The organism is Pseudomonas mandelii, assembly GCF_900106065.1.
In the GTDB taxonomy this organism is placed as follows: domain Bacteria; phylum Pseudomonadota; class Gammaproteobacteria; order Pseudomonadales; family Pseudomonadaceae; genus Aquipseudomonas; species Aquipseudomonas mandelii.
On the sequence record NZ_LT629796.1, the window covers coordinates 2,783,451 to 2,809,258 of the forward strand.

Sequence of the window (25,808 nt, forward strand, 5' to 3'; positions counted from 1 at the left end):
GACGTTAGATGGAGCGCTGGTTGACGCGTTTGGAAAGCTCTTCGGCGGACTCTTTACGCTCGGAGTACCGATCAACCAAATAATCCTGGCGATCCCGCAACAACAGGGTGAACTTCATCAGCTCTTCCATCACGTCCACGAGACGGTCGTAGTACGAGGACGGCTTCATACGACCTGCCTCGTCGAACTCGGTAAATGCCTTGGCAACCGAAGATTGGTTTGGGATGGTGAACATCCGCATCCATCGGCCCAGTACGCGCAGCTGATTAACCACGTTGAAAGATTGCGAGCCACCGCAGACCTGCATCACTGCAAGGGTCTTCCCTTGCGTAGGTCGTACAGCACCTATCGCCAGCGGAACCCAGTCAATTTGGGCTTTGAATACTGCGCTCATGGAGCCGTGACGCTCAGGGGAGCACCACACCTGTCCCTCAGACCATTGCATCAGCTCGCGCAGCTCAGCGACCTTTGGATGTGTATCGGGAGCATCATCCGGAAGCGGCAGACCCGATGGGTCAAAGATCTTGGTTTCAGCACCAAACTCATTCAGCAGGCGTGCCGCCTCTTGCGTGACTAACCGGCTGAATGAGCGCTCTCGCGTTGATCCATACAGCAGAAGAATGCGAGGTTTATGGAGCGAAGGCGTGCGAGGCGACAGTTGCTCGAGCGACGGAATGTCGATCAGGTCGGTGTGTACGTTCGGCAATGTGTCTTGCATATAAACTCCTACGGCGGCGCCTGTTTGGGTGCCGGCTCGGTTGATCTTTAAAGCGAACCGATGCGGTTCAGTTCAGCTTTCAACTGTTCAGCGCTGATGGTCTTCAGTGGCAGCGCAAGAAATGCGCTCACGCGCTCGTGAATTTTGGCGAGTGTGGTTTCAAAAGCTGCGGTGATCTCGGCTTCCGAACCGCTAGCGTCAGACGGGTCGGCCAGACCCCAATGCGCCTTCAAAGCTGGCCCAAAGAAGATTGGGCATGCCTCACCCGCTGCCCGGTCACAGACAGTGATCACGATGTCTGGAGGTGAGCCTTCAAAAGCATCCGAAGCCTTGCTGCTCAAGCCCGCCGTGGAGATACCCGCCGCCTCCAGCGTTTGCAATGCCCGTTGATTCACCCGGCCACTGGGAAAGCTTCCTGAGCTGACGGCTTCTACACCCTCGGGCGCCAAGTGGTTGAAAAGCGCCTCGGACAGAATGCTGCGGCAGCTGTTGTGGGTGCACATGAACAAGACTTTCATCAGACGATTCCTTGATTCAAAAACTGAGGCGCAGTGCCAGGGCGGACAATGTGGCGACGAGGATGGGCACGGTCAGCACGATCCCGGTCTTGAAGTAGTAACCCCAGCTGATCGTTATATTTTTCCGGGCGAGCACGTGCAGCCACAACAGAGTTGCCAAGCTCCCAATTGGGGTGATCTTCGGGCCCAGGTCGCAGCCGATGATGTTGGCGTAAACCATCGCTTGCTGGACAACACCATCGACTTCGGCGGCATGAATGGATAAGGCGCCTACAAGAACGGTGGGCATGTTGTTCATGATCGAAGACAGCAACGCTGTCAGCAGCCCTGTACCAAGGGACGCGCCCCAAACGCCATAACCGGCGAACACGTTCAGGATCTGCGCGATGTGGTCGGTCAGGCCGGCGTTCTTCAGGCCATAAACAACCATGTACATACCCAAAGAAAAAATCACCACCTGCCATGGCGCCTCTTTGAGCACCTTGCTTGTGTTGATGGCGTGACCACGAGCCGCGATGACGTAAAGAATGAATGCACAGACCGCTGCAATGGCGCTGATTGGCACCCCCAATGGCTCAATGACAAAGAAGCCGATCAGCAGTAGTGCCAGCACCCACCAACCAGCTACAAAAGTGGCCCGGTCGTGGATCGCCTCGTCCGGATTGTCCAGTTGGTTGAGGTCATAGGTCTTTGGTAGATCTTTGCGGAAAAACCACAGCAACATGGCTAATGTCGCCGCCACGCTGACGATGTTTACCGGCACCATGATCGAAGCATATTCGTTGAAGCCGATATCGAAGTAGTCGGCAGAAACGATGTTTACCAGATTGGAAACCACCAGCGGTAAGCTCGCCGTATCGGCGATAAAACCGGCTGCCATGACGAATGCCAAAGTAGCCGCAGGAGAAAAACGCAACGCCAACAACATCGCGATCACAATGGGTGTGAGGATCAATGCTGCTCCGTCATTGGCGAACAGGGCCGACACCGCTGCGCCCAGCAGGACGATAAATGCGAACAGCTTGCGGGTGCTCCCGCCTCCCCATCGGGCCACATGCAGCGCAGCCCACTTGAAAAAACCTGCCTCATCAAGCAGCAGACTAATGATGATGACCGCGATGAAAGTCCCAGTGGCATTCCAGACAATGCGCCAAACCTCTGGTATGTCGGCAAGGGTAACGACACCTGCCAGCAACGCCACGATGGCACCGAACATCGCACTCCAGCCAACCCCAAGCCCCTTGGGCTGCCAGATGACAAGGACGATGGTGGCGATAAAGATCAATACGGCAATCAGCATTTCATTAATCCGGTTGGGCGTGAATCAGCTACACACGGCTTGGTTGATCGGACGGTCGTTCATGCCGCAGAGGCGCTTAGCCTCGGTTTCCAGCCATTGCTGATTGGCGTCTACCACTTCCTTCAAAACTGCAGTCACCCACGCGGGCAAATCAGGATTCAGTCGGTAGTACACCCATTGGCCTTGGCGACGATCCAACAACAAACCGGCAGAGCGCAGCAGCGCCAAATGACGAGAAATCTTCGGCTGACTCAGGTCGAGTGCTGCCGTTAGCTCGCATACACACAGCTCACCTTCACTCACGACAAGCAGCGAAATTTTTGCTCGGGTGTCATCCGCCAGGCACTTGAATAAGGTGGTGGGGTTCAAGGGTTCTGTCATAGATCCTCCAGGTGTTTGGTCTTGACCAAAACGAAGAGCTTGATGCGCTCGTGGATGTCGTGGAGCGTGTGGCGAAATGCGCCAGGATCATCGCTAGTTACTGGGTCAGGAAAATCCCAGGCAATGACTTCACCTGCATTGGGCATTGGTAGGCACTCGCTTGCGGATTTATCACAAAGAGTGATTACGTAATCGAATCGATCAGCTTGAAACTCGCTGATGGACTTGCTGCGCAGGCCCGTTGCATCGACTCCAACCGCCTCCAATGCTTGAGTCGTGCGCAGATCAACCTCAGACGGTTCAGATCCTGCGCTGAAGGCCTCGAAGCGCGGGTCGGTGTGCCGCAGCAAAGCCTCTGCAAGCAGGGAGCGGGCTGAGTTGGCAACGCACACGAAAAGCACTTTGATAGCAGGGCTCATGGTGGAACTCGATATATATGGAAAATCGAATATACGCTTTGGCGAATATTCGGTAAAGCGAATATGATGTCTGCTGTTTCGGCATGTGCCCTAACGTTCCATGCGTGTAGGCATAACGGAGATGAGAGGATGGAGGGAGATATGATGATCCAGGCAACGGAAATAGCCGGAGGACAGAGGCAGCGCTTTCGCGATGCGCTGAAATTTGCTGACCTTCCAGCAGACGATATTGATCTTCCGGGCCGAACCTTTTTTGAGTTCTCACGGAATGGTGAGACTGTTGGATGGGGAGGGTTTGAAACGCATGGGACAGATGGATTGCTGCGCTCCATGGTCGTAGAGCCGGCGTACAGATCGAAAGGGGTTGGGGCTGAGGTGCTTCGAGTCATTGAAGCAATAGGCGCCGAGCAGGGAATCGCTCGATTTCATTTGCTGACAACAACTGCTTCAGGATTTTTTGAGCAGCAGGGCTATGCAGTAAATCAACGAGGCTCAGCGCCACCTCTGATTTCTCAGACGGAGCAGTTCAGGGGGCTTTGCCCTGGCTCGGCTTGCTACATGTGCAAGGCATTATCTGCGAATGCACGAAAGTAGCTGATCACCTTGGTGATGGCTTTTAGCCTCGATGCCAGCTAGATTTGGAACTTTCTACGATCAAGGATGGATATGAAAAAGCTCATCGCAGTAATGGGGATCTTTGTCGCACTTGGCGGTTGCGCCACGTCCCACTACACCGCAGGGCGAGACTTTCCGTCGGCCAGTGTAGCGAGCATCACCAAAGGCAAAACGACGACTACTGAGTTGAAGTCCCTGTTTGGTGAGCCCTACGCCAAGAGCGCAGTCAGCGAGACTGACGAGAAGTGGATCTACACCTACACCAATGGCTCAGCGCATGCCCAAAGCTACGTGGTCACCATGAAGGTGACGACTACGGGCACTCAGAAGACCCTCGACGTCTTGATCCGAAATGACGTGGTCATCAACTACACGTTCAGCGAAGGCCCCGCTCCAGGCACTACCACTGCGACGAACTGAGACTGCCACCTGCAATAGGCCATCTAATGATCTCAGTCAGTTGGATGGAGCGCGCAAGTCAGAGGAGGTAATCGATAAACCAGGAGAAGCCTCATTTGCCGATGGATTCAGGTATGAGTCGATCACCTAGCGCGTTGAGACAGGTCACTCCCTTTCGCGAGTAACCTGCGATTCATCGCGGTTGACTATTTCTTCCTAGGCTTTCCCGCGTCATCACGCTTATCGCGGACTTGGCCATCTTGATTCCGAGAGCGAGGCTGGACGCCACCTCCCGGCTTCGGAACTGTTACGTTTGGATTCAAAGGTCGTCTATCGGTCATACTGTCTCCTTGGTTACCCACACGGTGAACGATGGCTCAACCATGAACATTTCTTGTGTCGCAGGCATCTCGAAAATCCACAGCGCCGTTGCTGAGCGTAGACCACGAGCACGGCGAGAGAAGAGGTTGTGTTCAAAATTGCTGCCGTCGAATGAGCGATGCTAAAACTCATCGCTTGGCGGGCAGTGGAGCGCTCAGACCTTGGTTATCTGTGCCATCAAGACAAGGCTTAAGCTGAGTCTATTCTTGGTAAAAGTCTTGTAGCGTCCTTCATTTGGCGCGGTCGTAGGAGGCGTGGTTGAAGCCTTCCACATTCCCAGCACAACGACCTCATCGTCATGCTCTATCCCTTTGAACCATGCTGTCTGACGAGACCAAATACTGACCTCGAGGCCTACGCCGTTGTCGGGCTTTTCGGAGTCCGCACGGTACTTGTTCATCCTGAGATTCAAGACATTCTTGTTTTTATCGTCGCCCACACAGCGCCGAACACTTTTGACGTACCCATGGATGGCAATGGGATGCTGGGTGGTGTTTTGGGATACGGCATGGAACGCCTCCATGTGCCGTTCCGTTTCGAAATAGAACTGGCGCCAATTGACAACCGTATTGCCTTCAAACACGAGTTCTAAGTGCTGCTCAACGTCGCTATCACTGGCGCACAGTGCTCGTAGTTTGAGGGCTCGCTTGGCAGAGTTGATATATGCAGGCAGTTTGCCAGGAGTAGATACATAGGTTTTGCTGGATCTGGCGTTGGAGCCCTCGCCACTTTGGTTTGTAGGTGCTGCGCCACCCTCCAGGGCCTCTTTGATCATTACCAGACGCATGCGGTACTGATTACCTTTGACACTCTCGAGAAGGCCTTGCGACTCTTTGGCAATTTCCGAGATTTCCTCCTGCACTCCGTATTTGCAGTTGGCTGCATGCTCGCCACCAGGCAGAAGCCTGAAGTACGCAGAGACAAACACCGACTTGTCGTGTAGCTCTCTTGTGTAAGACGGATTGTGGGTAACACCGATACTGCAAAACCGACATTTGAGCGGCTCTGCTCCCATACCTTTTTGATACGTATCGGCTTGCCACTCACTGCCTGTGCGATCCAGAGCACTGCCCATCTTGATGCCCATACGAACTCCTTTCCTATAGATAAATCTAGTCTACGCAAACTCGTTTTCGCTGCAACCGCAGTCCTGAGGATTAAGGGCTTCGGTTCTTTTTCTGCCCATACTGTCGGGCACTTGAGTCCGGTGCATCCATGGTGTCTACTCGGAGCTTGCTCGATCTTTCCCTCTCGCTTCCGAGCGTCGTCGACACCACTGCCTAAAGGATGATGGCCTTGATAACCCAGATCAAGATTCGTGGTTACCGCATCTATCGAGACTTCACCCTAAGACCTAACGCTCGACTCAACATCCTCGTCGGCGGTAATGACGCGGGAAAATCAACGCTGATAGAAGCTATCGCCCTAGCGCTCAACGGGCGGATCGGCGGACGAGGCGTGCTAGAAGAGTTGAACCCTTACTGGTTCAACACCGACATGGTCGAAGAATTCGTGGCTCTGAGGAAGGCAGGAAAGAAAGTCGCCCTCCCTGAAATTTTGATCGAGCTCTATTTGGATAAGCGAGACGATCTGCAAGGGCTCTGCGGGGCAATCAACACCGATGTTCCGACTAACGCCTGTCCCGGCGTCTCCCTGAGAATCTTCCCAAACGAAGAGTATCGAGACATGCTCGACGAGTGGCTCAAGTCGCCGACTGCGCTGCTGCCCGTCGAATATTACACCTATGAGTGGCGGAGCTTCGCTGACCAAGAGCTTACCAGACGTCCCCGAGCCCTCTCAGTCGCTGTCATTGACTCCCGCACAGTGAGATCCACCAGCGGAGTTGACTACCATCTGCGCCAGATCCTCAGTGATCATCTGGAACCAAGCGAAAAGGCGTCAATTTCGCTGAGCTACCGTGAGGTCAAAGCATCCATGACCGAAAGCGCTCTTTCAGACGTCAACACGCGCCTCGCATTGCTTGAGGCCTCTCTTGAGAATGAGCCTATGGCGCTCGCCATGGATCAAAGCTCCAGATCGTCGTGGGAAGGCTCCGTGACCCCCCATGTAGATGATGTCCCATTTTCGATGGCGGGGCAGGGTCAGCAAGCAGCAATCAAAATATCGCTTGCGATGAAACGCCACTCAGCGAAGGCAAGCATAGTAATGATTGAGGAGCCGGAAAATCACCTTTCTCATACAAGCCTAGCTACGCTGTTGTCTCGCATTGAGGCATTGGCAACAGATCAGCAACAGCTTTTCATCTCAACTCATAGTACCTATGTGCTGAACAGGCTTGGGCTTAATTCGTTGCTTCTTTTGAACCGCAACACGGCCTCCAAAATAACTGAACTGACGCCTGACACCGTTAGGTACTTTCAGCGATTACCAGGTTACGACACGCTAAGGATGGTTCTAGCCAAGAAAGTTGTGTTGGTAGAGGGGCCGTCCGACGAGATCATTTTCGAGCGAGTTTTTAAGGATAAATATCGGCTTACACCAATGGCGTCTGGCATTGACGTCATCAGCATGCGAGGACTCGCACTGGCTCGATGTTTGGAGCTTTGTGCCGCTATCAACAAACAGGTCGCTGTGATGCGCGACAACGACGGAGTAGAGCCAGTTAAGCTGAGAGAGCCAGTGGAGAAATGGCTCGATGGCGCTCGGCGAGAGTTATTTATCGGCGACGTTAGTGACGGTAAGACGCTCGAGCCTCAGCTGATTCATCATAATGGTGAAAAAGGGTTGCGAACGATTCTGGGTATTACTGTTGCAGCCGACCTTGAGACTTGGATGATACGAGAGAAGACCGAGGGGGCTTTGAGAATCGCTGAGTCCACTGATGCACTGATCCCTCCAGCGTATATGGAAGCCGCAGCGAAGTTTATCCATGGCTAACCATCTGACCTTAGCCGTTGCCGGAGGAAGGAAAACTCAGGGGCTGGTGGAACACTGCAAATCTCTGCCAATTGACCGTCGAGTGTTAGTCGTCACTTTCACGCAAACCAACCAGCTGGAGCTTCGCCACCGACTCGCCTCCCAAGCCGGCGACTTGCAAAACTTAGAGGTGATGGGATGGTACACATTCCTACTTCGCCATTTCGCCAAGCCTTTCCTACCATTCATTTTACCTAGCGAAAGGGTTGGCGGTTTCGACTTTGAAGGAAGGCCCTACTTCAAAGCGGTCGGCAAGGCCAGGTATATGAATCGAAAAAACGAGGTCTATGCCTCAGAGTTGGGAAGGCTTGCTTTCGAAGTAATGCAGTCCAGTGGTGGTTTGCTCATGCACCGACTCGAGTGTCTCTATGACGAGATTCTCTTTGATGAGGTGCAGGATCTAAGTGGCTACGACTGGGAAATAGTTCACCAGCTACTTTTGTCCAAAATCGACGTTCGAATGGTAGGTGACGTCCGGCAGTCTGTTTTGTCCACCAACCCTCGCGGTCAAAAGAATAAAAAATATGCCTACGCAGCCGCAATTGAATGGTTCCGGGATCGCGAAACTAAAGGTTTATTGTGCATCAACTACTCGTCGGTCACGCACAGATGCAGAGCTGAAATCGCAACTTTCTCAGACTCAATATTTGATGCCTCGTGGGGGTTTCCGGAAACCACCTCTGAGAACACTGCCTGCACGGGACATGATGGTGTTTTCCTCGTCAGCAGGAAACATGTCGACGATTACGTTGCAAGGTTTCAACCCCAATCTCTGAGGCACTCCATCAGCTCCGGTAAGGAATACTCACTGGATTTCCTAAATTTTAAGGTGTCGAAAGGTGCGACCTATGAGCGTGTTCTCATCGTGCCTACGGTGAATATAGAAAGCTTCCTAAAAAAAGGAATTCATTTGGAAGCAACATCTGCGGCATCTTTCTACGTCGCAGTAACGAGGGCCAAGCAAAGTGTGGCAATTATCGTTGATCAGCCCGGTGACTCGACGCTGCCTTATTGGCATCCATAATTTCGGTGGAGAGCCTTAGCTGGCTGTATCAGAGTCCGCTTTGAATGGCCAGCGTGTAGGCTGGCCACCACCATGTCAGTGTTAGACGTCCGGCAGAATGTCGTCGAAGAAATTCGCGTGCAACTCGTACTCTAAAGAGCCGAATCGCGCGATCAGGTCTGCTCTTAACTCACCCTCGGCTACGGGTTCAAAATTGATCCAGTGACTGTATACGAGGCCCTCATCCGATTCGTTGGCCGTGACCTCCGAATCGGCCAGAAGCTCCGCGTCGTCGAGAGAAATCTCCAGCTCATTCGCCAGGGCCTGGGCCATGGTTTTGCGGTTGCCGCGTTCAGCTTCTTCGACTTGGGCCCAGTGCTCCCATTCAGATCTACGGTCGCGATCAGCATCAGACTCACTGCTGGAGATGACCACGCCTTCGTCAGCAAGTAGCCATATACCATCACGGCGTAGCAATTCGACCGAGGCTTTGAGATAGAACGCTGCACCGTGATACATCCTCTCCTGATCTTGCTGCCCCTGGTAGGTCAGGGAAACTTCCAAAGTAAGCTTCCCAGTTGCGTCGCTGTAGTCAGCGGTTTCCACTTCAAGAGCATCAATAGTGAATCCACTCGCATTAGTATCCGCAATCGCGCCGGAGAGCTGATCCTCCAACTCTAAATCCAGGTCGGCGTAGACATCATCCTCATTGATCGCTTGGGGAAAGTCTTTGATCCCAAATACAGCCACCATCAGGCGCGGATCCTTTGGGTTCCGTTGGGCGACTACAGAAAACTCATGGTAATCAGCGAAGCCCGCTTTTTGCACCAGGACTTCTTGAGCGACAGAAAGCTTCAGGCCCTTATCACGAGCAAGCTGTTTAGCTTGGGATTTGAAGATGTTTAGCGGAGAAAAATCAGACATGGCAAAGGTTCCTAAATCAACGACGCTTAGGTGTCCGATTGCCTGTTCACCGGGCAGCGTCTGGTTAGGGACATGCCGATGTAAAACTGAAGGGTGTCACAGATGGGCTATTGCTTCGCGAAACAGGCGCCAGGCGACCATCACCGCCTAGCCTGATCATAGGTCAGAGGAAATAGCCCCGCAATACCCCGCTGACGGATAAAACCAAACCAGAGCTAAGGAAGAAATGACGCCACTGGATTGTCACTTTTAAACGCTGAGGGTGGCTGTTCTATAGAAAACAGGACATGCGAAAGGAGTGTATTTCAAAATATTTCAAGGAAGAAACGTCGTATCCCGCGATTTAGAAGGGCTGGGCATACATACAGGGGCGAAATGGATCCAACCACTGATTTGCGCACAAGTTATCCACAGGCTTGTTACCTTGCAATGTCATTTTGACCCCATTATCTTGTAGGTCATCTCTACAACAGCACTACATGTTGTGTTTTTGGCGAGAGGCTTAGGTTTCAGTGAACACAGCGGGTATGCGTGCGAAGTTTGGACGCCGAGCACACATACCCGCCAATCCCTGAGCCAATGCGGACACTGGTGGGACGCGCATTAGAGAAAAACCGACTTTGGATGTCAACCATTCAGCTCGGCTTTCCGCTCAAGGGTTGCTCCTGCCTACTCGATTTTTTCTAGATACAGGAGCACCTAATCGTGCCGAAAAATCCTAAACAAACATCGTCTCCTGTGGCCAGCTTGGCCTCCAAAATCCTGCGTAGTGATAGCTCCTCGGCCATCCAGAAGGAATTGGCAGGTTCGGCCATGGCTCAAGCTTCGACCGGCAAGCAAACCGGTGCCGATATGGAGACTAAAGCCAGTCATGTCCTCGATAGCAACAAGTACAACGCCACCACCAAGACCCTAGCGGCCTCGGTACTTGCCCAATCGAACAAAGAGCGGGGTGAGTAAAAATGGCTCAGTATTTCGTGAACCGCAATGCACAGACCAATGGTGACCACGAGGTGCATACCAGTACGTGCATCTATTTGCCGGCACTCCATAACCGCCTTGATCTTGGCTATCACACCACCTGTGTGACCGCTGTTCGCCAGGCTCGCAACACCTACCGGCAATCGAACGGATGCCGGACGTGCTCCTCGGTATGTCATACCCAGTAGTTTTTAAAGTCTCATCGGGCGCGGGCAGCTTTGCTGCTGCCCCTCGTTAAAGTTGATTGGATTCCCGGCATTAAGTCTATTGAAGGTCGCTTTTGATGATTCACGATCATGAATACAGCCTATTGGGCGGGGTTAATCGAGCTTTGATTGGCAGGTATCTGACACTACTAGCAAGCGCGATTTCCGGCATTGCGGTTTTTTTGCTGCTATCAGCTGAAGATTTGGCTAAAAAGTATAATCTGCCTGTAAATCTTCCACCGACAGCCCTGTCGCTAATTGGCGCAGGTATAGTCTTTGCCTTGCTATACGCTTTATTCAATAAGACGGTTTGGAAATGGCGTTGGGCAGTCAAATATCTAAAAGTCCCTGACCTGTCGGGAGAGTGGCACTGCACTGGAACGACACTGGACATCGGAGGAAATCCGATTCGCAGTTGGGAAGCAGATGTATATATCTGTCAAACCTGGGACAAGATCAGAGTGCGCTTGAAGACTCACCAATCGGGCTCAAACAGTATCACTGCGGCCTTGGTTCACGATGAGGCTGACGGATACCGCCTTCTTTATAACTATCAGAATGATCCTAATCCCGGCGAGCCTGAGCTTCGAGGACACGTTGGCAGTGCAAATCTATTATTTACCAAGTTATTAGATAGCGCACAGGGTGACTATTTTAACGGTTACGGTCGGCCCACCTATGGGCGAATAGAGCTGAGGAGAAAGAATGAGCACGTCAATTAATGATCGAATTAACCGTCTACGCTCTAGACGCTCAGGGCTAGATAGATCCTCTGTAATCGCAATGGATGCGAAGGATTTCATCGTAAACCGAAGCCTCACAAAAGAAGCGTGGGAACATAGGGTTAAAGACAAGCCGAATACAACTTTTGCTTTAGGAGCGATGCAGGAGGTAGATCCTACCTACACCCGCATCAGCATCGAAACCGCAGAACGGGTTAGCAACCAGTTGTCGAAGAGGACAAGCGGTAATCTCGAATTTGAGCTACAGGGATCAGTACCACTGAATGTCCATATTCGAGGGGTCAGTGATGTTGATCTTTTAGCAATAGAAGCTGACTTTCATACCTATGATGCGCGTGGGTACATGAGTACATCGGGTCAGTACCGCTCACCGACCTCACGCACTTCAGTTGGGGTGTTAACCGCTCGCAGGGGCGAAATTAGTAAAGCTCTTCGTGATGCGTTTCCCGCTGCGACGATTGACACTTCTGGCTCTAAGGCCATCAAATTGCAAGGAGGGTCATTAGCACGTCCAGTAGACGTCGTGCCCTCCCACTGGCATGACACCATCACTTACCAAGCCTCTGGTCAGAAACATGACCGCGCTGTCACTATCCTAGATTCGCATAAAAGTACCACGATTGAAAACTGGCCTTTCCTGCACATCAAAAAGGTACGAGAACGATGTGAAACCACGGGTGGTGGACTCCGCAAATCAATAAGGTTATGTAAAAACATAAAGGCAGAGCTCGAGGCAGAGGGAAAACCTGTAACAATCTCAAGCTTTGATATTGCCTCAATAATGTACCATGCCAACATGCATAGCCTCTCCGCTGGTGCCTACTACGAATTAGCGATATTGGCCGAGACCCAAAGATATCTGGATTACTTATGGAACAACAAGGAAGAAGCGAGGCGACTGATAGTGCCAGATGGATCTCGCTTTATATTTAACACGGAAGACAAGTTTAACGGCTTGCTGCATCTCTCCGTGGCCATGGACAGCCTCCTTCGGGAGGTCGCTAAAGAGCAAAGCTTCCTGCTGAGCTTATCCGAGAAGCCTATGCTGGATGCCAGCAGGGTAGCTGTGACCAACGCGGTGATTTTCTAAAGGCAGTCATTGGATAATTTTAGAAAACGCTTTAAACCTGCTTGAGGAGTTTTTAGCACCGCTTTTGACGGTGTTAGGCCTTTCTACGGAAGGTGCCAACACTCGCTGGAATACTACATGTCCCACTTTCGCCGTTCACAGATTTCAGTAGTGAAGGAGCTTCAATCTTACTATTGACTGAAGTTGAGACTCGCACCTTGAGTATGAATATAAACATATAGGTAGGGGGCAATTGGCTGCCGTATACCCTAACCAGGATTACTTGCTCGATGGAAGGCTGACAGGTGAGCGTTTTGACTCCTAGACGCGGGTGGTATGCACACAACTTGATGTCTTGATGATGTGGATTCTGATAAAGGGGAGCGATCAGAATAGATAGCTCGGCAGGAACAGAGGCGTATCTCAGCTTTCAGTGGCGCTGCTTAGCCCCCTTCAATGTGACAAAGATGCAGGCCTTTTTGGCGCCTTTGGGAAAACCCAGAAGCCATCCAGGTACTTGCGCGTCATGTCGTTCATCGCCAGGTTGCGGCCCAGGTTACCGATGATCAGACCCGCGACGACCATCGCGATGGGGGCGGACACATGCAGCTCCGACGCCATGGCCGAGCCGCCGATCACCAGCGCCAGGGTCAGCATGACCTCGATCTGATGCTGCTCGATGCTCTTGATCATCAGGTACACCAGATAACCGATCAGCCCACCGAACAGCACGCCGCCAATCGCCTCATGGGCGAACAGCATCGCTGTGGCGCCGACGGTCGGGGTCTCGCCGAGTTGCGCAATGCCCAGCAACACGGTGAACACCACCACGGCCGTGCCGTCGTTGAACAGCGACTCGCCGACGATGGTGGTTTTCAGAGGCTTGGACGCATTGGCAGTCCGTAGCACGCCGAGGACCGCGATCGGGTCGGTGGGGGAAATCAGCGCACCGAACAGCAGGCAATAAAGGAAGCTCACGTGCCAGCCGAACAGGGCAAAAATGTAATAGGCGAGGCTGCCGATCACCGCCGTGGCGATCAATACGCCGAAGGTCGCCAGCAGCCCGATGGGCCAGCGGTAGCTGCGCAGGTCATTGAGGTTGACGTGCAGGGCGCCGGCGAACAGCAGGAAGGAAAGCATCCAGTTCATCAGCAGATCGCCAAAGTCGATCTGGCTGATCAGTTGCTGAATGCGCTCTTCGAGGCCGGGGTAGCCGAGCAAGCTCAGGCCTTGCAGCAGCAGGGAAAACATCAGCGCGGTGACCATGACCCCGATGGTCGGAGGCAGGCCGATGAAGCGGAAATTCACGTAGGTGAGGAGTGTGGTCAGGCAGATAAAGGCAGCGACAAGTTCGAGCATCCGGGGTCCTTGGATGGGGGGGGGTTAAGGCAGTTGCACCGAGTCAGTTTCTTCGCGAGCAGGCTCGCTCCCACATGGAATTCGGTCGTACACAGAATCTGTGTGCACTGGAGATCCACTGTGGGAGCGAGCCTGCTCGCGATAGCGGTGTCAGCAGCGACGCAATGATTCAGCCGGACACATTGACCGCAGTCGCACCGCGGCGTTGCAGATAGATGTAGAACAGCGCGGTCAGCACCGTCAGGCCACTGACCAGCGCACCGGTCCACGGCAGATCCGCCAGGTCCGCACCGCTGGCAACCACCAGCCCGCCGATCCACGCACCTGCTGCGTTGCCAAGATTGAAGGCGCTCTGGTTCAGCGTCGAGCCAAGGTTCGGCGCTTCGTGCGCCTGATCGATGATCAGCAGTTGCAGAATCGGGCACAGGGCAAACGCGAAAGTCCCCCACAGCACCAGTGTGATCGCCGCCGGAATCACCGAGTGACTGGTCTGGCTAAAGGCCGCCAATATCACTGCCACGGCCAGCGCCATGCCCACCAATGAAGGCAGCAATCGGCTGTCCGCCAGGCGACCACCCAGCATGCTGCCCGCCGTCAGGCCGACGCCAAACAACAACAGCATGATTGTCACGCCATGGGGGCTGACACCGGTGATGTCCTGCAGAATCGGCGCGATGTAGGTGAACACGCTGAACAGACTGGTCGACGCCAGCACGCTCATGCCCAATGCCAACAACACATTGACCTTGCCCAGCACTTTGAACTCGCTGGCGAGGTTGGCTTTGTCCATCGCGATGTCCTTCGGCAGCCAGAGCCACTGCGCGAGCGCTGCAATCACCCCGATCACCGAGACCGCCCAGAACGTCGAACGCCAACCGGCGTATTGCCCGAGCGCGGTGCCCAACGGCACGCCGAGCACGTTGGCCAGCGTCAGGCCGGTGAACATCATGGCAATGGCCTGCGCCCTTTTGTTCGGTGCAACCAGGCCCGCCGCGACTACCGAGCCAATGCCGAAGAACGCACCGTGGCACAGCGCGGTGACCACTCGCGCGGCCATCAACGTGGCATAGTTCGGTGCCAATGCGCACAGCACGTTGCCGAGGATGAACATCAGCGTCATGCCCAGCAGCGTGGCTTTGCGCGGCATGTTGGCGGTGCCGATCGCAAGAATCGGCGCGCCGAACACCACGCCCAGGGCGTAGCCGGTGATCAGCAGGCCGGCGTGGGGAATGCTCACGGCGAGGTCGCGGGCGACGTCGGGCAGCAAACCCATGATGACGAATTCAGTGGTGCCGATGCCGAACGCGGCAACAGCGAGGGCGAGCAAGGCGAGTGGCATGCGCAAGGTCTCTGTCGGTAGTCTTGACGCTTTGATCAGGCATACGCATGCCGATGACCGTTCTCGATGAGCGCGGGCAGGGGCAGAAATTATTGGAATTAGTCTGTGCGCAACTGAGTGCGGCGTGGTCGCTTGCAGTATAAACAGCTGCTGACATATGGCGAATCAATTATCCACGCGTGTCCTGTAGGAGCCAGGCTTGCCGGCGAAGGCGTCCTTGAGATTGCCTTCGCCGGCAAGCCTGGCTCCGACAGGGGCGCGGTGGTCAATAAAAGGAGCGTGCCGTGCTTGCGACGGCTTTGGTGTTGGTGGCGGCGCTGTTGCACGCGGCGTGGAATACCCTGATCAAATTCAGCGCCGAACGGCTGCTGGTGGTGGCCTGCATGGATAGCGTCGCGATGCTGTTTGTCGCCCTGATGCTGCCGTTCGTGGCGCTGCCACCGATTGAAATCTGGCCATGGATTCTGGCGTCGGCGGCGTTCGAACTGCTCTATCGCTATCTGCTGATCCAGGCGTATCGGGTCGGCGACCTCGGGTTGGTCTATCCGTTGATGCGTGGGCTGTCGCCGCTGGTGGTGCTGGCACTGACGCTGATCTTCGCTGGCGAAGTGCTGACGAATCAGCAGATCTTCGGAATCCTGTTGATTCCGTTTGGCATGCTGTGCCTGCTCTGGCAGGGCGGCGGTGGTGCGCGTCTGCCGTGGTCGATGTTGCCGGTGGTGGCACTGATCGGCCTGTGCATCGGCTGCTACACCTTCATCGATGGCCAGGCGTTACGGCGCTGGTCGCACCCTCTGGACTATCTGGTCTGGGTCACGTTGCTCAGCGCTTGGCCGTTCCCGTTGCTGGCGCTGGTAAGCAAGCGCACGGCGTTCATGCTGTTCTGGCGTGAACAGTGGCGACTGGGGCTGGCGGTCGGGTTCTGCGTGTTGTTCAGCTACGCTTTGGTGCTGTGGGCAATGCAGCTGGGGTCGATTGCCGAAGCGGCGGCGTTGCGCGAGATCAGCGTGATTCTGGTGGTGCTGTTCGGCATGCGTTACCTGAAAGAACCTTTCGGCAGGCCAAGGCTCTTAGCCTGTGGGCTCGTACTGATCGGTATTTTGGTCATGAAGTTCTAACGGGCACTCAACATTCCAAAACTGAAGAAAGGACTGCTTTATGACGGTTGCTCTGTGGTGCGTTTTGATCGCGATTTTCCTGCCCTATCTCTGCACGGTCATCGCCAAGGTCAGTGGCAGGTTCAGGCTGCAAGACAACCATGACCCCCGGGACTTTCTCGAGTCGCTCAATGGTCTGGGCAGGCGCGCGCATGCGGCGCAACTGAACAGCTTTGAAGTGACCCCGGCGTTTGCGATCGCGGTGATTGTTGCGCATCTGGTGGGCACGGCGCAGTTGGTGACGGTCAACGTGCTGGCGGTGCTGTTTATCACCAGTCGGCTGCTGTACATCATTTGCTACCTGGCGGACTGGGCGATATTGCGGTCGCTGGTGTGGTTTGTGGGGATGGGGTTGATTGCCAGTTTCTTTGTGGTGTCGGTCTGAAAGTATTGCGGTGATTTGTCTGACCTCATCGCGAGCAGGCTCGCTTCCACAGTTGATCTTCAGTGAACACAAATGCTGTGTACAACCGAGATCTACTGTGGGAACGAGCCTGCTCGCGATGACTATCTAACTGCAAATACAAGGCTTACGGGTTGGCCTTCGCCGCATCGGCAACCTGCGGCACTTGCGGCAACGCCGCGCCTTTAGGCCAGAGCATCCAGATCTGCCCTTGCTGTTTCATGTCCCCGGCCAATTGCCCGGCCGCCTCGCCAGTGCCCCAGAACAGATCCGCACGCACTTCGCCGGCAATCGCGCCGCCAGTGTCTTGCGCCGCCACGGGCCGTATCAGTGCAGTACCGTCCGGTTTTGTCGTGGATAACCACAACAGGCTGCCCAGCGGAATGACTTTGCGGTCCACTGCCGCGCTGTAACCGGCCGTCAGCGGAACGTTCAGCGAGCCGCGTGGCCCTTCGTTGCTGTCCGGGTTGCGAGTGAAGAACACGTAACTGGGGTTGCTGCCCAGCAGTTCCGGAATGCGCGACGGATTGGCTTTTGCCCACGTGCTGATGGCGCCCATGGTCACGTCTTCCTTCTTCAACTCGCCTTGCTCCACCAGCCAGCGCCCGATGGGGCGATAGGGATGGCCGTTCTGGTCAGCATAGGCAATGCGCAGTTGGCGGCCGTCGTCGAGCTGGATGCGACCCGAACCCTGGATTTGCAGAAATTGCAGGTTCATCGGGTCGGTCAGCCACGCAACCACTGGCGCCTTTACCCCATTGGTCTCAATCGTTGCCGCATCGTCGTAAGGCTTGAGCACGCGACCTTCGAGGCGTCCGCGCAGGCGTTTGCCTTTGAGTTCCGGGTAGATGCTGTCCAGCGAGACAATGATCATGTCCTCGGGCACGCCGTACACCGGAATGTTCGCCACTTCGGTCTGGGTCAGGCTGCCCGGGTAGACCGGCTCGTAATAGCCGGTGATCAAACCGTTGGGATTGTCATTGGCGGCGCGCAGGCCGTAGACGTCGAGGTTCTGCTTGAGGAAGCCGCGAATGTCGCTGGCGGTCTGCGGCACATTGGCGGAAGCTGCGCAGGTCGATCCCCAGACCGGGTCGGCCTTGAGTCGGGTGCAGGCGCTACGCCACGAGCCGAAGCCGGCGACCAGGTCGGTGTCGGACACCGCCGGCAATGCTTCCCAGCTGGTACTGGAGTAGGTCGCCAGGGCGTGGGTTTTAGGGGTGTCTTTATCGCCGCCGGTGCAGCCGGCGAGCACGGCCACCATTGGAAGAGTCCACACGAGGTGGTGACGCCATGCCTTGAAACGGCTTTTCATGGAGTAATTCCTTTGTCGGTTGCCTGAGTGCTCCATGCGCTCAAACAACCCGTATTGATAATAGGGCTATTGGTCTTTGCCGATGACACGAGGATACTGGCCGCCGTTTCCCGTGACCTGAAGCCACCATGACTCTTAAAAGACTTTCTGTTGTATTGCTGGCCTGCCTGACCTTGTCTGCCTGCGGTGGCGTTGATCCGAATTCGCCGCTGGGACAACGCAAGGCGATCTTCAAACAGATGCTCAAGACCGGTGAAGACCTGGGCGGTATGTTGCGTGGTCGTATCCCGTTCGACGGTCCGAAATTTGCCGAAGGCGCCGTGAAACTCGACACCTTGTCCCGTGAGCCTTGGAAACATTTCCCGCAAGTGCGTGAAGAAGATCACAGCAGCGCCAAGGACAATGTGTGGCAGCAGCAGGCACGCTTCCAGGACATGGCCCGCACCCTTGAAGCCGCCACCGGTGAATTGGTGATTGCCAGCAAGGTTCAGCCTTACAAGGCCAGTAACCTGGGCCCGGCGGTGCAGAAAGTCGAAGATGCCTGTAGTGCCTGCCATAAAGAGTTTCGGGATCATTGATTGGCAATGCATTCCTGTGGCGAGGGGGGCGTTCCGACAAGCCCCTCGTCACAAAAGCTCCCTCGCTCAATTCGGGGGTTACTTGTCCAACTCGTCGAGCGCGTTCTGCAATTCCTTTCGGGACTCGGCAAGTTTGTCTTTGCGCTTGTTGATCTTGTCCGGATCGCCTTTCTTCATGGCCTTGTCCAGATCGGCCTGGCGCTGGCTGACTTCATGCTTGGCATCGAGCACCTTGTTTTCCCGTTCTTTCTTCAGCGAGGCGTCGGTGCAATGGGTGGTGACTTCGCTCAGGGCCGTTTCGAGGCCAGCCTGCTGTTCAGCATTGCCGTGGGATTTGGCCAGTTCGATCTGATTGATGATCCCCTGTTTCTTGGCGGCGCAGCCGGTCAGCCCCGGGGCTTCTTCGGCGGCCATCAGGGGAGCGGCCATCACGCTGCAAAGGGTCAGCAAGGCGAGTGGTGAAAGAAATTTCATAAAAGCTCCAAGTGCGAAGACAATCGGGTCGATGTGGCGATGGGCGTTTGAGCCCGTCGGCCCCTTTGGGTTCCCGGGCTGCCGGGGGCTCGGTGTTTAAAAGCCGTCAATCCCGGCCATACGTAATGTTTGACTCAGTGCCAGGACGTGCGGGTCGCGGAAAAAGGCGCTCAATTGCGCTGCGCGTCCCGGGCCGATACCTGCTTCTGCCTGCCATTGTTCGGTGCTTCTATTCGCCAGTTCCTGCCATGAATCGGCAAGCCGTGCCTGGCCGGTCGGCGGCAACCCCAAGGCTTTGAGCCAGCGAGCGAAAGGGCGTTGCCGGGCGCTGTTGAAGCTGTTTAGAAGACGAGCCGCGCTGCGTTCGCCGAAGCCATCAATGTTAGCAAGCTCTTGAGCATCGAGGGTCAACCAATCCAACAGGCTGTCGAGGCGGCCTGTTTCGAAAAGTTTCTCCCAGGTGCCAGGGCCGAGATGGGGCAAAGCCAGTCCTTGCTTGCCGCTGAGCCAGGTCAGGCGCGCGAGGAATTGGCTCTCGCAGCCTGATGTCGGTTGCCAGCAACTCAAATGGTGAAAGTTTGCTGCCGATGGCACGTTTAATTCAGTGCGTTCGGTACTGCGCAGCACGACGCCATCGAGCCTTGGAATGGTCAGTCCCGCCAGGCTGATGGACACCTGATCCCCAGGGCGGACATCCAGCTCTTCCCAGCGTCGCAGGGAGCTGACGCTTACCCGTTTGATCTGTCGGTCATCCAGCTTCACCGGCGTCAGGTCCAGCACCGGAGTAATCCGCCCTGTGCGACCAATCTTGAAGTGGACCTTGCGCACTTCGGCCAGTGCCTGGGCGAACGGATACTTCCAGGCAACGCTCCAGAAGGAGGGGCGCGCCTGCCAGCGTTCGGCCGGTGGTCGCTGGCTCTGACGCAAAACGACGCCGTCACTGGCGAAGGGCAGTGGCGTGCGATACCAGTGATCGCGCCATCGTTCAGCGTCGGCAAACACCTTGATCGGCTGACTGTAGGGCGCCGTGCCCGGAAAACCCATTTCATCGAGAGCCGCCACGCGCGCCGGCAGGCTTGCCGGACCCTGCGGCCAATCCCAGACAAACAACCCGATACCACCTGCCTGCTCGGCGGTCAGCTCTTTGCGGGCCATCAACCCGGCCACCGTGGAGCGGGCGTTGAGGCTGCCTGCCTTGGCTTGCACATGGTCGTTCAGGCGCCAGTAGAGTTCGCCTTGCACCAGCACATCCAATGGTTGCGGCAGATGCCGGGGAATGGCCGCAATCTGTCGGGCCGAGGCGGTCCAGTCCTGGCCATTGACGCCGTCACCGCGGCTGATCGCCTGATGCAGCGAGCCGTTGCGATAGATCAGCGTCACGGCCACGCCGTCGACCTTGGGTTGTATCCAGATGTCATTGCGCTCGCGTAGCCAATGCTCGACTGCTCCGCCATCACGCAGTTTTTCCAGGCCGGTGTGAGCGATGGGGTGGGCCATCTTGCCGCCCGCCGTGCGCAAGGGGTCGGGCGCCAGACTCAAATCAAAGCACTCACGCCATTCGCTCAATCGCGCGCGGGATTGATCATAGATTTCATCGGCGACCAGCGAGCGTCCATGGCGGTGATAGTTGTCATCCCAGAAATCGATCTGTTTTTGCAGGGCAGTGATTTCGTCCAGGGCGCGGGCGGGTGACCAGTCGGGGCAGTCGGCAGCGTTCGAGCTCAGGCAAAGCAGGGTCAGGAACAAAGCGGAAAACAGGCGCAGAAGCATCGTGAGCGTCCTTGCTCAGGGGGGATGCTTGAAGGTTAGTCAGTATTTTTTTTAGGAAGGAGTGGGTGTTTTGCCTGGTGTTTCCGGGCTGGATCTTCAGTGAGGGCAAAGCTGGCGCATGACAGGACTAATGTGGGAGCGAGCCTGCTCGCGATGGGGGCGATCCGGTGTAAAGCGAAACCAATAAAAAGCCCCGCACGGCGAACCGTGCGGGGCTTTTGGTACCGCCAGGAAAGTCTTACAAGCCGGCTGCAGTACGCAGGTCGTCGGCGCGGTCGGTCTTTTCCCAGGTGAACGTGGTGAAGGTGTCTTCACCCACAGTCTTGGTTGCCGGGGTGCGACCGAAGTGGCCGTACGCAGCGGTTTCCTGGTACATCGGGTGCAGCAGGTCGAGCATGGTGGTGATCGCGTATGGACGCAGGTCGAAGATTTCGCGAACCAGTTTGACGATCTTGTCGTCGCTGATCTTGCCGGTGCCGAAGGTGTTCAACGAGATCGAAGTCGGCTGGGCAACACCGATCGCGTAGGAAACCTGAATCTCGCAACGCTCGGCCAGGCCGGCCGCAACGATGTTCTTGGCCACGTAACGACCGGCGTAGGCTGCCGAACGGTCAACCTTCGATGGATCCTTGCCGGAGAACGCGCCGCCGCCGTGACGGGCCATGCCGCCGTAGCTGTCGACGATGATTTTGCGACCGGTCAGGCCGCAGTCACCCACCGGGCCGCCAATGATGAACTGGCCAGTCGGGTTGATGTGGAACTGGGTGTCTTTGGTCAGTAGTTCGGCAGGCAACACGTGCTTGACGATCAGCTCCATCACGCCTTCGCGCAGGTCTTTGTACGACACTTCAGGGTTGTGCTGGGTCGACAGTACAACGGCGTCGATACCGACGACCTTGCCGCCTTCGTAACGGCAAGTCACTTGCGACTTGGCGTCCGGGCGCAGCCAAGGCAGCAGGCCGGATTTACGGGCTTCGGCCTGGCGCTGCACAAGCTGGTGCGAGAAGGTGATCGGTGCTGGCATCAGCACGTCGGTTTCGTTGCTGGCGTAGCCGAACATCAGGCCCTGGTCGCCAGCGCCCTGATCTTCAGGCTTGGCACGGTCGACACCCTGGTTGATGTCAGGGGACTGCTTGCCGATGATGTTCATCACGCCGCAAGTGGCACCGTCGAAGCCGACATCGGAGCTGTTGTAGCCGATGTCCAGAATGACGTTACGCACGATCTCTTCCAGGTCGACCCAGGCCGACGTGGTGACTTCACCTGCGATGATTGCCACGCCGGTTTTAACCAGGGTTTCGCACGCTACGCGGGCGAACTTGTCTTCAGCAATGATGGCGTCCAGCACCGCATCGGAAATCTGGTCGGCGATTTTGTCCGGGTGCCCTTCGGACACGGACTCGGAGGTGAAGAGGGAGTATTCGCTCATCTCGATTTTTTCCTGAATTTACCGATGGTGAGTGTCGCCAGCCGGTCGCTGAAAATGGCGGACCTGGATCTGGAAACCATTACGTAAGCCTACATAGAGGCTTTCCCCGGGAACGAGTCCCGCAGCGGTGGCCCAACGGGCCAAATCGTCCTGTTCAAACCCCAACCACAGATCACCGCAGGCCTCCCTGGCCCAACTCTGGTTGTGGCTACATAACTCTGTCACGAGCAGGCTACCGCCCGGTTGCAGCAAGTCGGCCATGTGCTTGAGTGCTTCGGCCGGCGCGGCGAAATGGTGCAGCACCATGTTCAGTACAACGCAATCGGCCTTGAGGCTCACGCCATTCAATGCATCGGCCAGTTGCAGGCTGACGTTAGCCAGCGTTTCACGTTCGCAGACCTGGCGCGCCAGTTCGAGCATCGCCGGGCTGTTGTCCAGCGCCGTGACCTCTGTGAAGCGGCGCGCCAGTTCCGGCAAGAATTCACCGTCGCCGGGGCCGACTTCAATGGCCGTCGCGCCGTCTCTGAAACTCAGCTTGTCGAGCAGCGCCACCACGCTTTCGCGGTATTGCGGCAGGCCGGCGATCAAGTCTTGCTGGGCACGAAACTTCTCCGCCACCCGTGAGAAAAAGTCCTGGCTGGCCGCCGCTCGTTGTCCATGGACCTGAGCGATCCGCGACTGCACATCGGCCGGCAACGTCAGGTTGTCCACTTCTTCGAGCAAGGCGGCGTGCAGCTTGCCGCCCAGCAGGTCGGTGTGGGGCAGGGCGCGACGGTAGAAAATCGCGTTGCCTTCACGGCGGGTCGCCACCAGGTCGGCCTGGGCCAGGACCTTGAGGTGGTGGCTCATGCCGGACTGACCGATACCGAAGATCTGCGCCAGTTCCAGTACGCCAAACGAATCGTTGGCCAGCGCGCGCAATACATTCAGCCGCAGAGGATCACCGCCGGCCTTGCACAGGGCCGCCAGCTCATCGCAATCGTCATGTTGAATGGAAGGCACGCGTAAATTCATAAGGCCAGCAGTCTAGTGACGCTCAGAAATCACCGCAAGGGCAATATCAAAAAGTTTTGATATTGGTCGATAGATGGCACTTCCAGACGTTAGGTTCAGTCAACAAACGAACTGCAGAAAGGTTTCATCAGTCGAAACCGCTGTTAACAATTGGAAAAACGCCTCCAGATGACTATCTGTCATTGCCCCGAGGCGGGTGGGTGAGGGAAAATGCTCGCCTTTTTTCCGTTTCGTTTTATTCACTCTCGATACAGAACCCGCAGGAGAACAGCGATGCCCAGCCGTCGTGAGCGTGCCAACGCCATTCGTGCCCTCAGCATGGATGCCGTGCAAAAAGCCAACAGCGGCCATCCCGGTGCCCCGATGGGTATGGCGGATATCGCCGAAGTACTTTGGCGTGACTACCTGAAGCACAACCCGAGCAATCCATCGTTCGCCGACCGTGACCGCTTCGTGCTGTCCAACGGTCACGGCTCGATGTTGATCTACTCGCTGCTGCACCTGACCGGCTACGACCTGTCGATCGATGACCTGAAAAATTTCCGCCAACTGCACAGCCGCACCCCGGGTCACCCGGAATTCGGCTACACCCCGGGCGTTGAAACCACCACCGGTCCTCTGGGCCAAGGCTTGGCCAACGCCGTCGGTTTCGCCCTGGCTGAAAAAGTCCTGGCGGCGCAGTTCAACCGTCCTGGCCACAATGTTGTCGATCACCACACCTACGTGTTCCTGGGTGATGGCTGCATGATGGAAGGCATTTCCCACGAAGTTGGCTCCCTGGCCGGTACATTGGGCCTGGGCAAGCTGATCGCCTTCTACGACGACAACGGCATCTCCATCGATGGCGAAGTCGAAGGCTGGTTCACCGACGACACGCCTAAGCGTTTCGAAGCCTACAACTGGCAGGTGATCCGCAACGTCGACGGTCATGATCCGGAAGAGATCAAGACCGCGATCGAAACCGCGCGTAAAAGCGATCAGCCAACCCTGATCTGCTGCAAGACCACCATCGGTTTCGGTTCGCCGAACAAGCAAGGTAAAGAAGACTGCCACGGCGCCCCATTGGGTGACGCGGAAATCGCCTTGACCCGTGCCGCGCTGAAATGGAACCACGGTCCGTTCGAAATCCCGGCTGACATCTATGCCGAGTGGGACGCCAAGGAAGCTGGCCGCGCGGTCGAAGCCGAGTGGGATCAGCGTTTCGCTGCCTACTCTGCGGCTTTCCCTGAGCTGGCCAACGAACTGGTCCGTCGCCTGGGCGGCGATCTGCCAGAAGACTTCGCGGAAAAAGCCTCGGCTTACATCGCTGAAGTTGCGGCCAAGGGCGAGACCATCGCCAGCCGTAAAGCCAGCCAGAACGCACTGAATGCCTACGGCCCGCTGTTGCCTGAACTGCTCGGCGGCTCCGCTGACCTGGCCGGTTCCAACCTGACCCTGTGGAAAGGTTGCAAAGGTGTTTCGGCTGAAGACGCCAGCGGCAACTACATGTACTACGGCGTTCGCGAATTCGGCATGAGCGCGATCATGAACGGCGTGGCCCTGCACGGCGGTCTGGTGCCTTACGGCGCCACCTTCCTGATGTTCATGGAATACGCCCGCAACGCCGTGCGCATGGCTTCGCTGATGAAGAAGCGCGTGGTGTTCGTCTACACCCACGACTCCATCGGCCTGGGCGAAGACGGCCCGACTCACCAGCCGATCGAGCAACTGACCAGCCTGCGCAGCACACCGAACCTCGACACCTGGCGTCCAGCCGATGCCGTTGAATCGGCCGTTTGCTGGAAACAGGCCATCGAGCGCAAGGACGGCCCTTCGGCGCTGATCTTCTCGCGTCAGAACCTGCAGCATCAGGAACGCAGCGCGCTGCAGATCGCTGATATCGCCCGTGGCGGTTACGTGTTGAAGGACTGTGCAGGCGAGCCTGAGCTGATCCTGATCTCCACCGGTTCGGAAGTCGGTCTGGCGGTTCAGGCCTACGACAAGCTGACCGAGCAAGGTCGCAAGGTGCGTGTTGTTTCGATGCCGTGCACCAGCGTGTTCGATGCCCAGGACGCCGGCTACAAGCAAGCGGTTCTGCCGTTGCAAGTCAGCGCCCGTATCGCCATCGAAGCCGCGCACGCGGACTACTGGTACAAGTACGTGGGCCTGGAAGGCCGCGTGATCGGCATGACCACCTACGGCGAGTCGGCGCCTGCGCCTGCCTTGTTCGAAGAGTTCGGCTTTACCCTGGAAAACATCCTGGGTCAGGCTGAAGAGCTGCTGGAAGACTGATCCAGAAGTAGCGTTATCGGGGCTGAAGTCTTCGCGGGCAAGCCTCGCTCCTACAAGGGGTCGCGTTGTTTTCAAGACAACTGAAGACCTGTAGGAGCGGGCTTGCCC

At 56.2% G+C, this 25,808-nt stretch carries 24 protein-coding genes and 1 pseudogene; 11 read left to right on the forward strand and 14 right to left on the reverse strand.

The features are described from left to right. Positions 1-4: 4 nt before the first annotated feature. Genes arsH through BLU63_RS12675 form a run of 5 tightly spaced genes read right to left on the reverse strand, consistent with a single transcriptional unit; the run spans position 5 to position 3,336 of the window. Positions 5-718 carry an arsenical resistance protein ArsH gene (gene arsH / locus BLU63_RS12655; RefSeq protein ID WP_083375577.1) on the reverse strand — a complete coding sequence of 238 codons (714 nt, stop codon included), beginning with the start codon at positions 716-718 and terminating at the stop codon, positions 5-7. A gap of 47 nt (positions 719-765) precedes the next feature. Next, the gene (locus BLU63_RS12660) at positions 766-1,236 is read right to left on the reverse strand and encodes an arsenate reductase ArsC (RefSeq protein WP_003395039.1); all 471 of its coding nucleotides are present in this window, start codon (positions 1,234-1,236) and stop codon (positions 766-768) included. A 16-nt stretch (positions 1,237-1,252) separates the two neighbouring features. Beyond that, entirely contained in the window at positions 1,253-2,536 is a 1,284-nt protein-coding gene (locus BLU63_RS12665; protein WP_083375578.1) for an arsenic transporter, read from the reverse strand. 24 nt (positions 2,537-2,560) lie between these two features. Next, positions 2,561-2,917: a metalloregulator ArsR/SmtB family transcription factor gene (locus BLU63_RS12670; protein ID WP_032894886.1), complete on the reverse strand. Its 357-nt coding sequence runs from the start codon at positions 2,915-2,917 to the stop codon at positions 2,561-2,563. Then, the gene (locus tag BLU63_RS12675) at positions 2,914-3,336 is read right to left on the reverse strand and encodes an arsenate reductase ArsC (RefSeq protein ID WP_083375579.1); all 423 of its coding nucleotides are present in this window, start codon (positions 3,334-3,336) and stop codon (positions 2,914-2,916) included. The genes BLU63_RS12670 and BLU63_RS12675 overlap by 4 nt, the downstream gene beginning before the upstream one ends. 141 nt (positions 3,337-3,477) lie before the next feature. Between BLU63_RS12675 and arsN2 the strand changes: the two genes are divergently transcribed. Both arsN2 and BLU63_RS12685 read left to right on the forward strand, forming a co-directional pair. Further along, entirely contained in the window at positions 3,478-3,930 is a 453-nt protein-coding gene (arsN2, locus tag BLU63_RS12680) for an arsenic resistance N-acetyltransferase ArsN2 (RefSeq protein WP_231990958.1), read from the forward strand. A 72-nt stretch (positions 3,931-4,002) separates the two neighbouring features. Continuing rightward, the gene (locus tag BLU63_RS12685) at positions 4,003-4,371 is read left to right on the forward strand and encodes a hypothetical protein (RefSeq protein WP_083375581.1); all 369 of its coding nucleotides are present in this window, start codon (positions 4,003-4,005) and stop codon (positions 4,369-4,371) included. Positions 4,372-4,885: 514 nt separating this feature from the next. Here BLU63_RS12685 and BLU63_RS12690 read toward each other — a convergent pair. Then, positions 4,886-5,818, reverse strand: a complete 933-nt coding sequence (locus tag BLU63_RS12690; protein WP_083375582.1) for a hypothetical protein — start codon at positions 5,816-5,818, stop codon at positions 4,886-4,888. Between the two features lie 203 nt (positions 5,819-6,021). On the opposite strand from BLU63_RS12690, the gene BLU63_RS12695 reads away from it, so the two are divergent. Both BLU63_RS12695 and BLU63_RS12700 read left to right on the forward strand, forming a co-directional pair. Next, on the forward strand, positions 6,022-7,629 hold the full coding sequence (locus tag BLU63_RS12695; protein WP_083375583.1) for an ATP-dependent nuclease: 1,608 nt from the start codon (positions 6,022-6,024) through the stop codon (positions 7,627-7,629). Continuing rightward, a complete protein-coding gene (locus BLU63_RS12700; RefSeq protein ID WP_083375584.1) occupies positions 7,622-8,692 on the forward strand; it encodes a UvrD-helicase domain-containing protein in 1,071 nt (356 codons plus the stop codon). Before BLU63_RS12695 ends, BLU63_RS12700 begins: the two co-directional genes overlap by 8 nt. Before the next feature lie 81 nt (positions 8,693-8,773). On the opposite strand, the gene BLU63_RS12705 is transcribed toward BLU63_RS12700, so the two are convergent. After that, the gene (locus BLU63_RS12705) at positions 8,774-9,595 is read right to left on the reverse strand and encodes a hypothetical protein (protein WP_083375585.1); all 822 of its coding nucleotides are present in this window, start codon (positions 9,593-9,595) and stop codon (positions 8,774-8,776) included. A 705-nt stretch (positions 9,596-10,300) separates the two neighbouring features. Here BLU63_RS12705 and BLU63_RS12710 point away from each other — a divergent pair. From BLU63_RS12710 to BLU63_RS12725, 3 genes are all read left to right on the forward strand, one after another. Then, positions 10,301-10,555: a hypothetical protein gene (locus BLU63_RS12710; RefSeq protein WP_025857575.1), complete on the forward strand. Its 255-nt coding sequence runs from the start codon at positions 10,301-10,303 to the stop codon at positions 10,553-10,555. A 304-nt stretch (positions 10,556-10,859) separates the two neighbouring features. Then, a complete protein-coding gene (locus tag BLU63_RS12720) occupies positions 10,860-11,504 on the forward strand; it encodes a Cap15 family cyclic dinucleotide receptor domain-containing protein (RefSeq protein ID WP_020309472.1) in 645 nt (214 codons plus the stop codon). Further along, positions 11,488-12,615 carry a nucleotidyltransferase family protein gene (locus BLU63_RS12725; protein WP_083375586.1) on the forward strand — a complete coding sequence of 376 codons (1,128 nt, stop codon included), beginning with the start codon at positions 11,488-11,490 and terminating at the stop codon, positions 12,613-12,615. The genes BLU63_RS12720 and BLU63_RS12725 overlap by 17 nt, the downstream gene beginning before the upstream one ends. A gap of 477 nt (positions 12,616-13,092) precedes the next feature. On the opposite strand, the pseudogene BLU63_RS12730 reads toward BLU63_RS12725, so the two are convergent. Then, positions 13,093-13,953, reverse strand: a pseudogene (locus BLU63_RS12730) (cation:proton antiporter); the annotation flags it as partial. 169 nt (positions 13,954-14,122) lie between these two features. Next, positions 14,123-15,292 carry an MFS transporter gene (locus BLU63_RS12735; RefSeq protein ID WP_083375588.1) on the reverse strand — a complete coding sequence of 390 codons (1,170 nt, stop codon included), beginning with the start codon at positions 15,290-15,292 and terminating at the stop codon, positions 14,123-14,125. Positions 15,293-15,576: 284 nt separating this feature from the next. Here BLU63_RS12735 and BLU63_RS12740 point away from each other — a divergent pair, with 284 nt between their 5' ends. Both BLU63_RS12740 and BLU63_RS12745 read left to right on the forward strand, forming a co-directional pair. Beyond that, positions 15,577-16,410 carry an EamA family transporter gene (locus BLU63_RS12740; RefSeq protein ID WP_010466925.1) on the forward strand — a complete coding sequence of 278 codons (834 nt, stop codon included), beginning with the start codon at positions 15,577-15,579 and terminating at the stop codon, positions 16,408-16,410. A gap of 40 nt (positions 16,411-16,450) precedes the next feature. After that, complete coding sequence (locus tag BLU63_RS12745; protein ID WP_010466926.1) at positions 16,451-16,834, forward strand: MAPEG family protein; 384 nt, start codon at positions 16,451-16,453, stop codon at positions 16,832-16,834. A 145-nt stretch (positions 16,835-16,979) separates the two neighbouring features. Here BLU63_RS12745 and mltA read toward each other — a convergent pair whose 3' ends face one another. Beyond that, entirely contained in the window at positions 16,980-18,164 is a 1,185-nt protein-coding gene (gene mltA, locus BLU63_RS12750; RefSeq protein WP_083375589.1) for a murein transglycosylase A, read from the reverse strand. A 128-nt stretch (positions 18,165-18,292) separates the two neighbouring features. On the opposite strand from mltA, the gene BLU63_RS12755 reads away from it, so the two are divergent. Then, complete coding sequence (locus BLU63_RS12755; RefSeq protein WP_042932506.1) at positions 18,293-18,742, forward strand: c-type cytochrome; 450 nt, start codon at positions 18,293-18,295, stop codon at positions 18,740-18,742. A 78-nt stretch (positions 18,743-18,820) separates the two neighbouring features. On the opposite strand, the gene BLU63_RS12760 is transcribed toward BLU63_RS12755, so the two are convergent. The 4 genes from BLU63_RS12760 to BLU63_RS12775 form a co-directional block, all read right to left on the reverse strand. Further along, positions 18,821-19,216, reverse strand: a complete 396-nt coding sequence (locus tag BLU63_RS12760) for a DUF1090 domain-containing protein (protein WP_010466929.1) — start codon at positions 19,214-19,216, stop codon at positions 18,821-18,823. Between the two features lie 96 nt (positions 19,217-19,312). Then, positions 19,313-20,986 (reverse strand): NAD-dependent DNA ligase LigB, encoded by a 1,674-nt coding sequence (ligB, locus tag BLU63_RS12765; protein ID WP_083375590.1) that lies wholly within the window; start codon positions 20,984-20,986, stop codon positions 19,313-19,315. 238 nt (positions 20,987-21,224) lie between these two features. Then, positions 21,225-22,415: a methionine adenosyltransferase gene (gene metK, locus BLU63_RS12770; protein ID WP_010466931.1), complete on the reverse strand. Its 1,191-nt coding sequence runs from the start codon at positions 22,413-22,415 to the stop codon at positions 21,225-21,227. 18 nt (positions 22,416-22,433) lie between these two features. Continuing rightward, entirely contained in the window at positions 22,434-23,429 is a 996-nt protein-coding gene (locus BLU63_RS12775; protein ID WP_010466932.1) for an ArsR/SmtB family transcription factor, read from the reverse strand. Positions 23,430-23,702: 273 nt separating this feature from the next. Here BLU63_RS12775 and tkt point away from each other — a divergent pair, with 273 nt between their 5' ends. Next, entirely contained in the window at positions 23,703-25,700 is a 1,998-nt protein-coding gene (gene tkt, locus BLU63_RS12780) for a transketolase (protein WP_010466934.1), read from the forward strand. Positions 25,701-25,808: the final 108 nt, after the last annotated feature.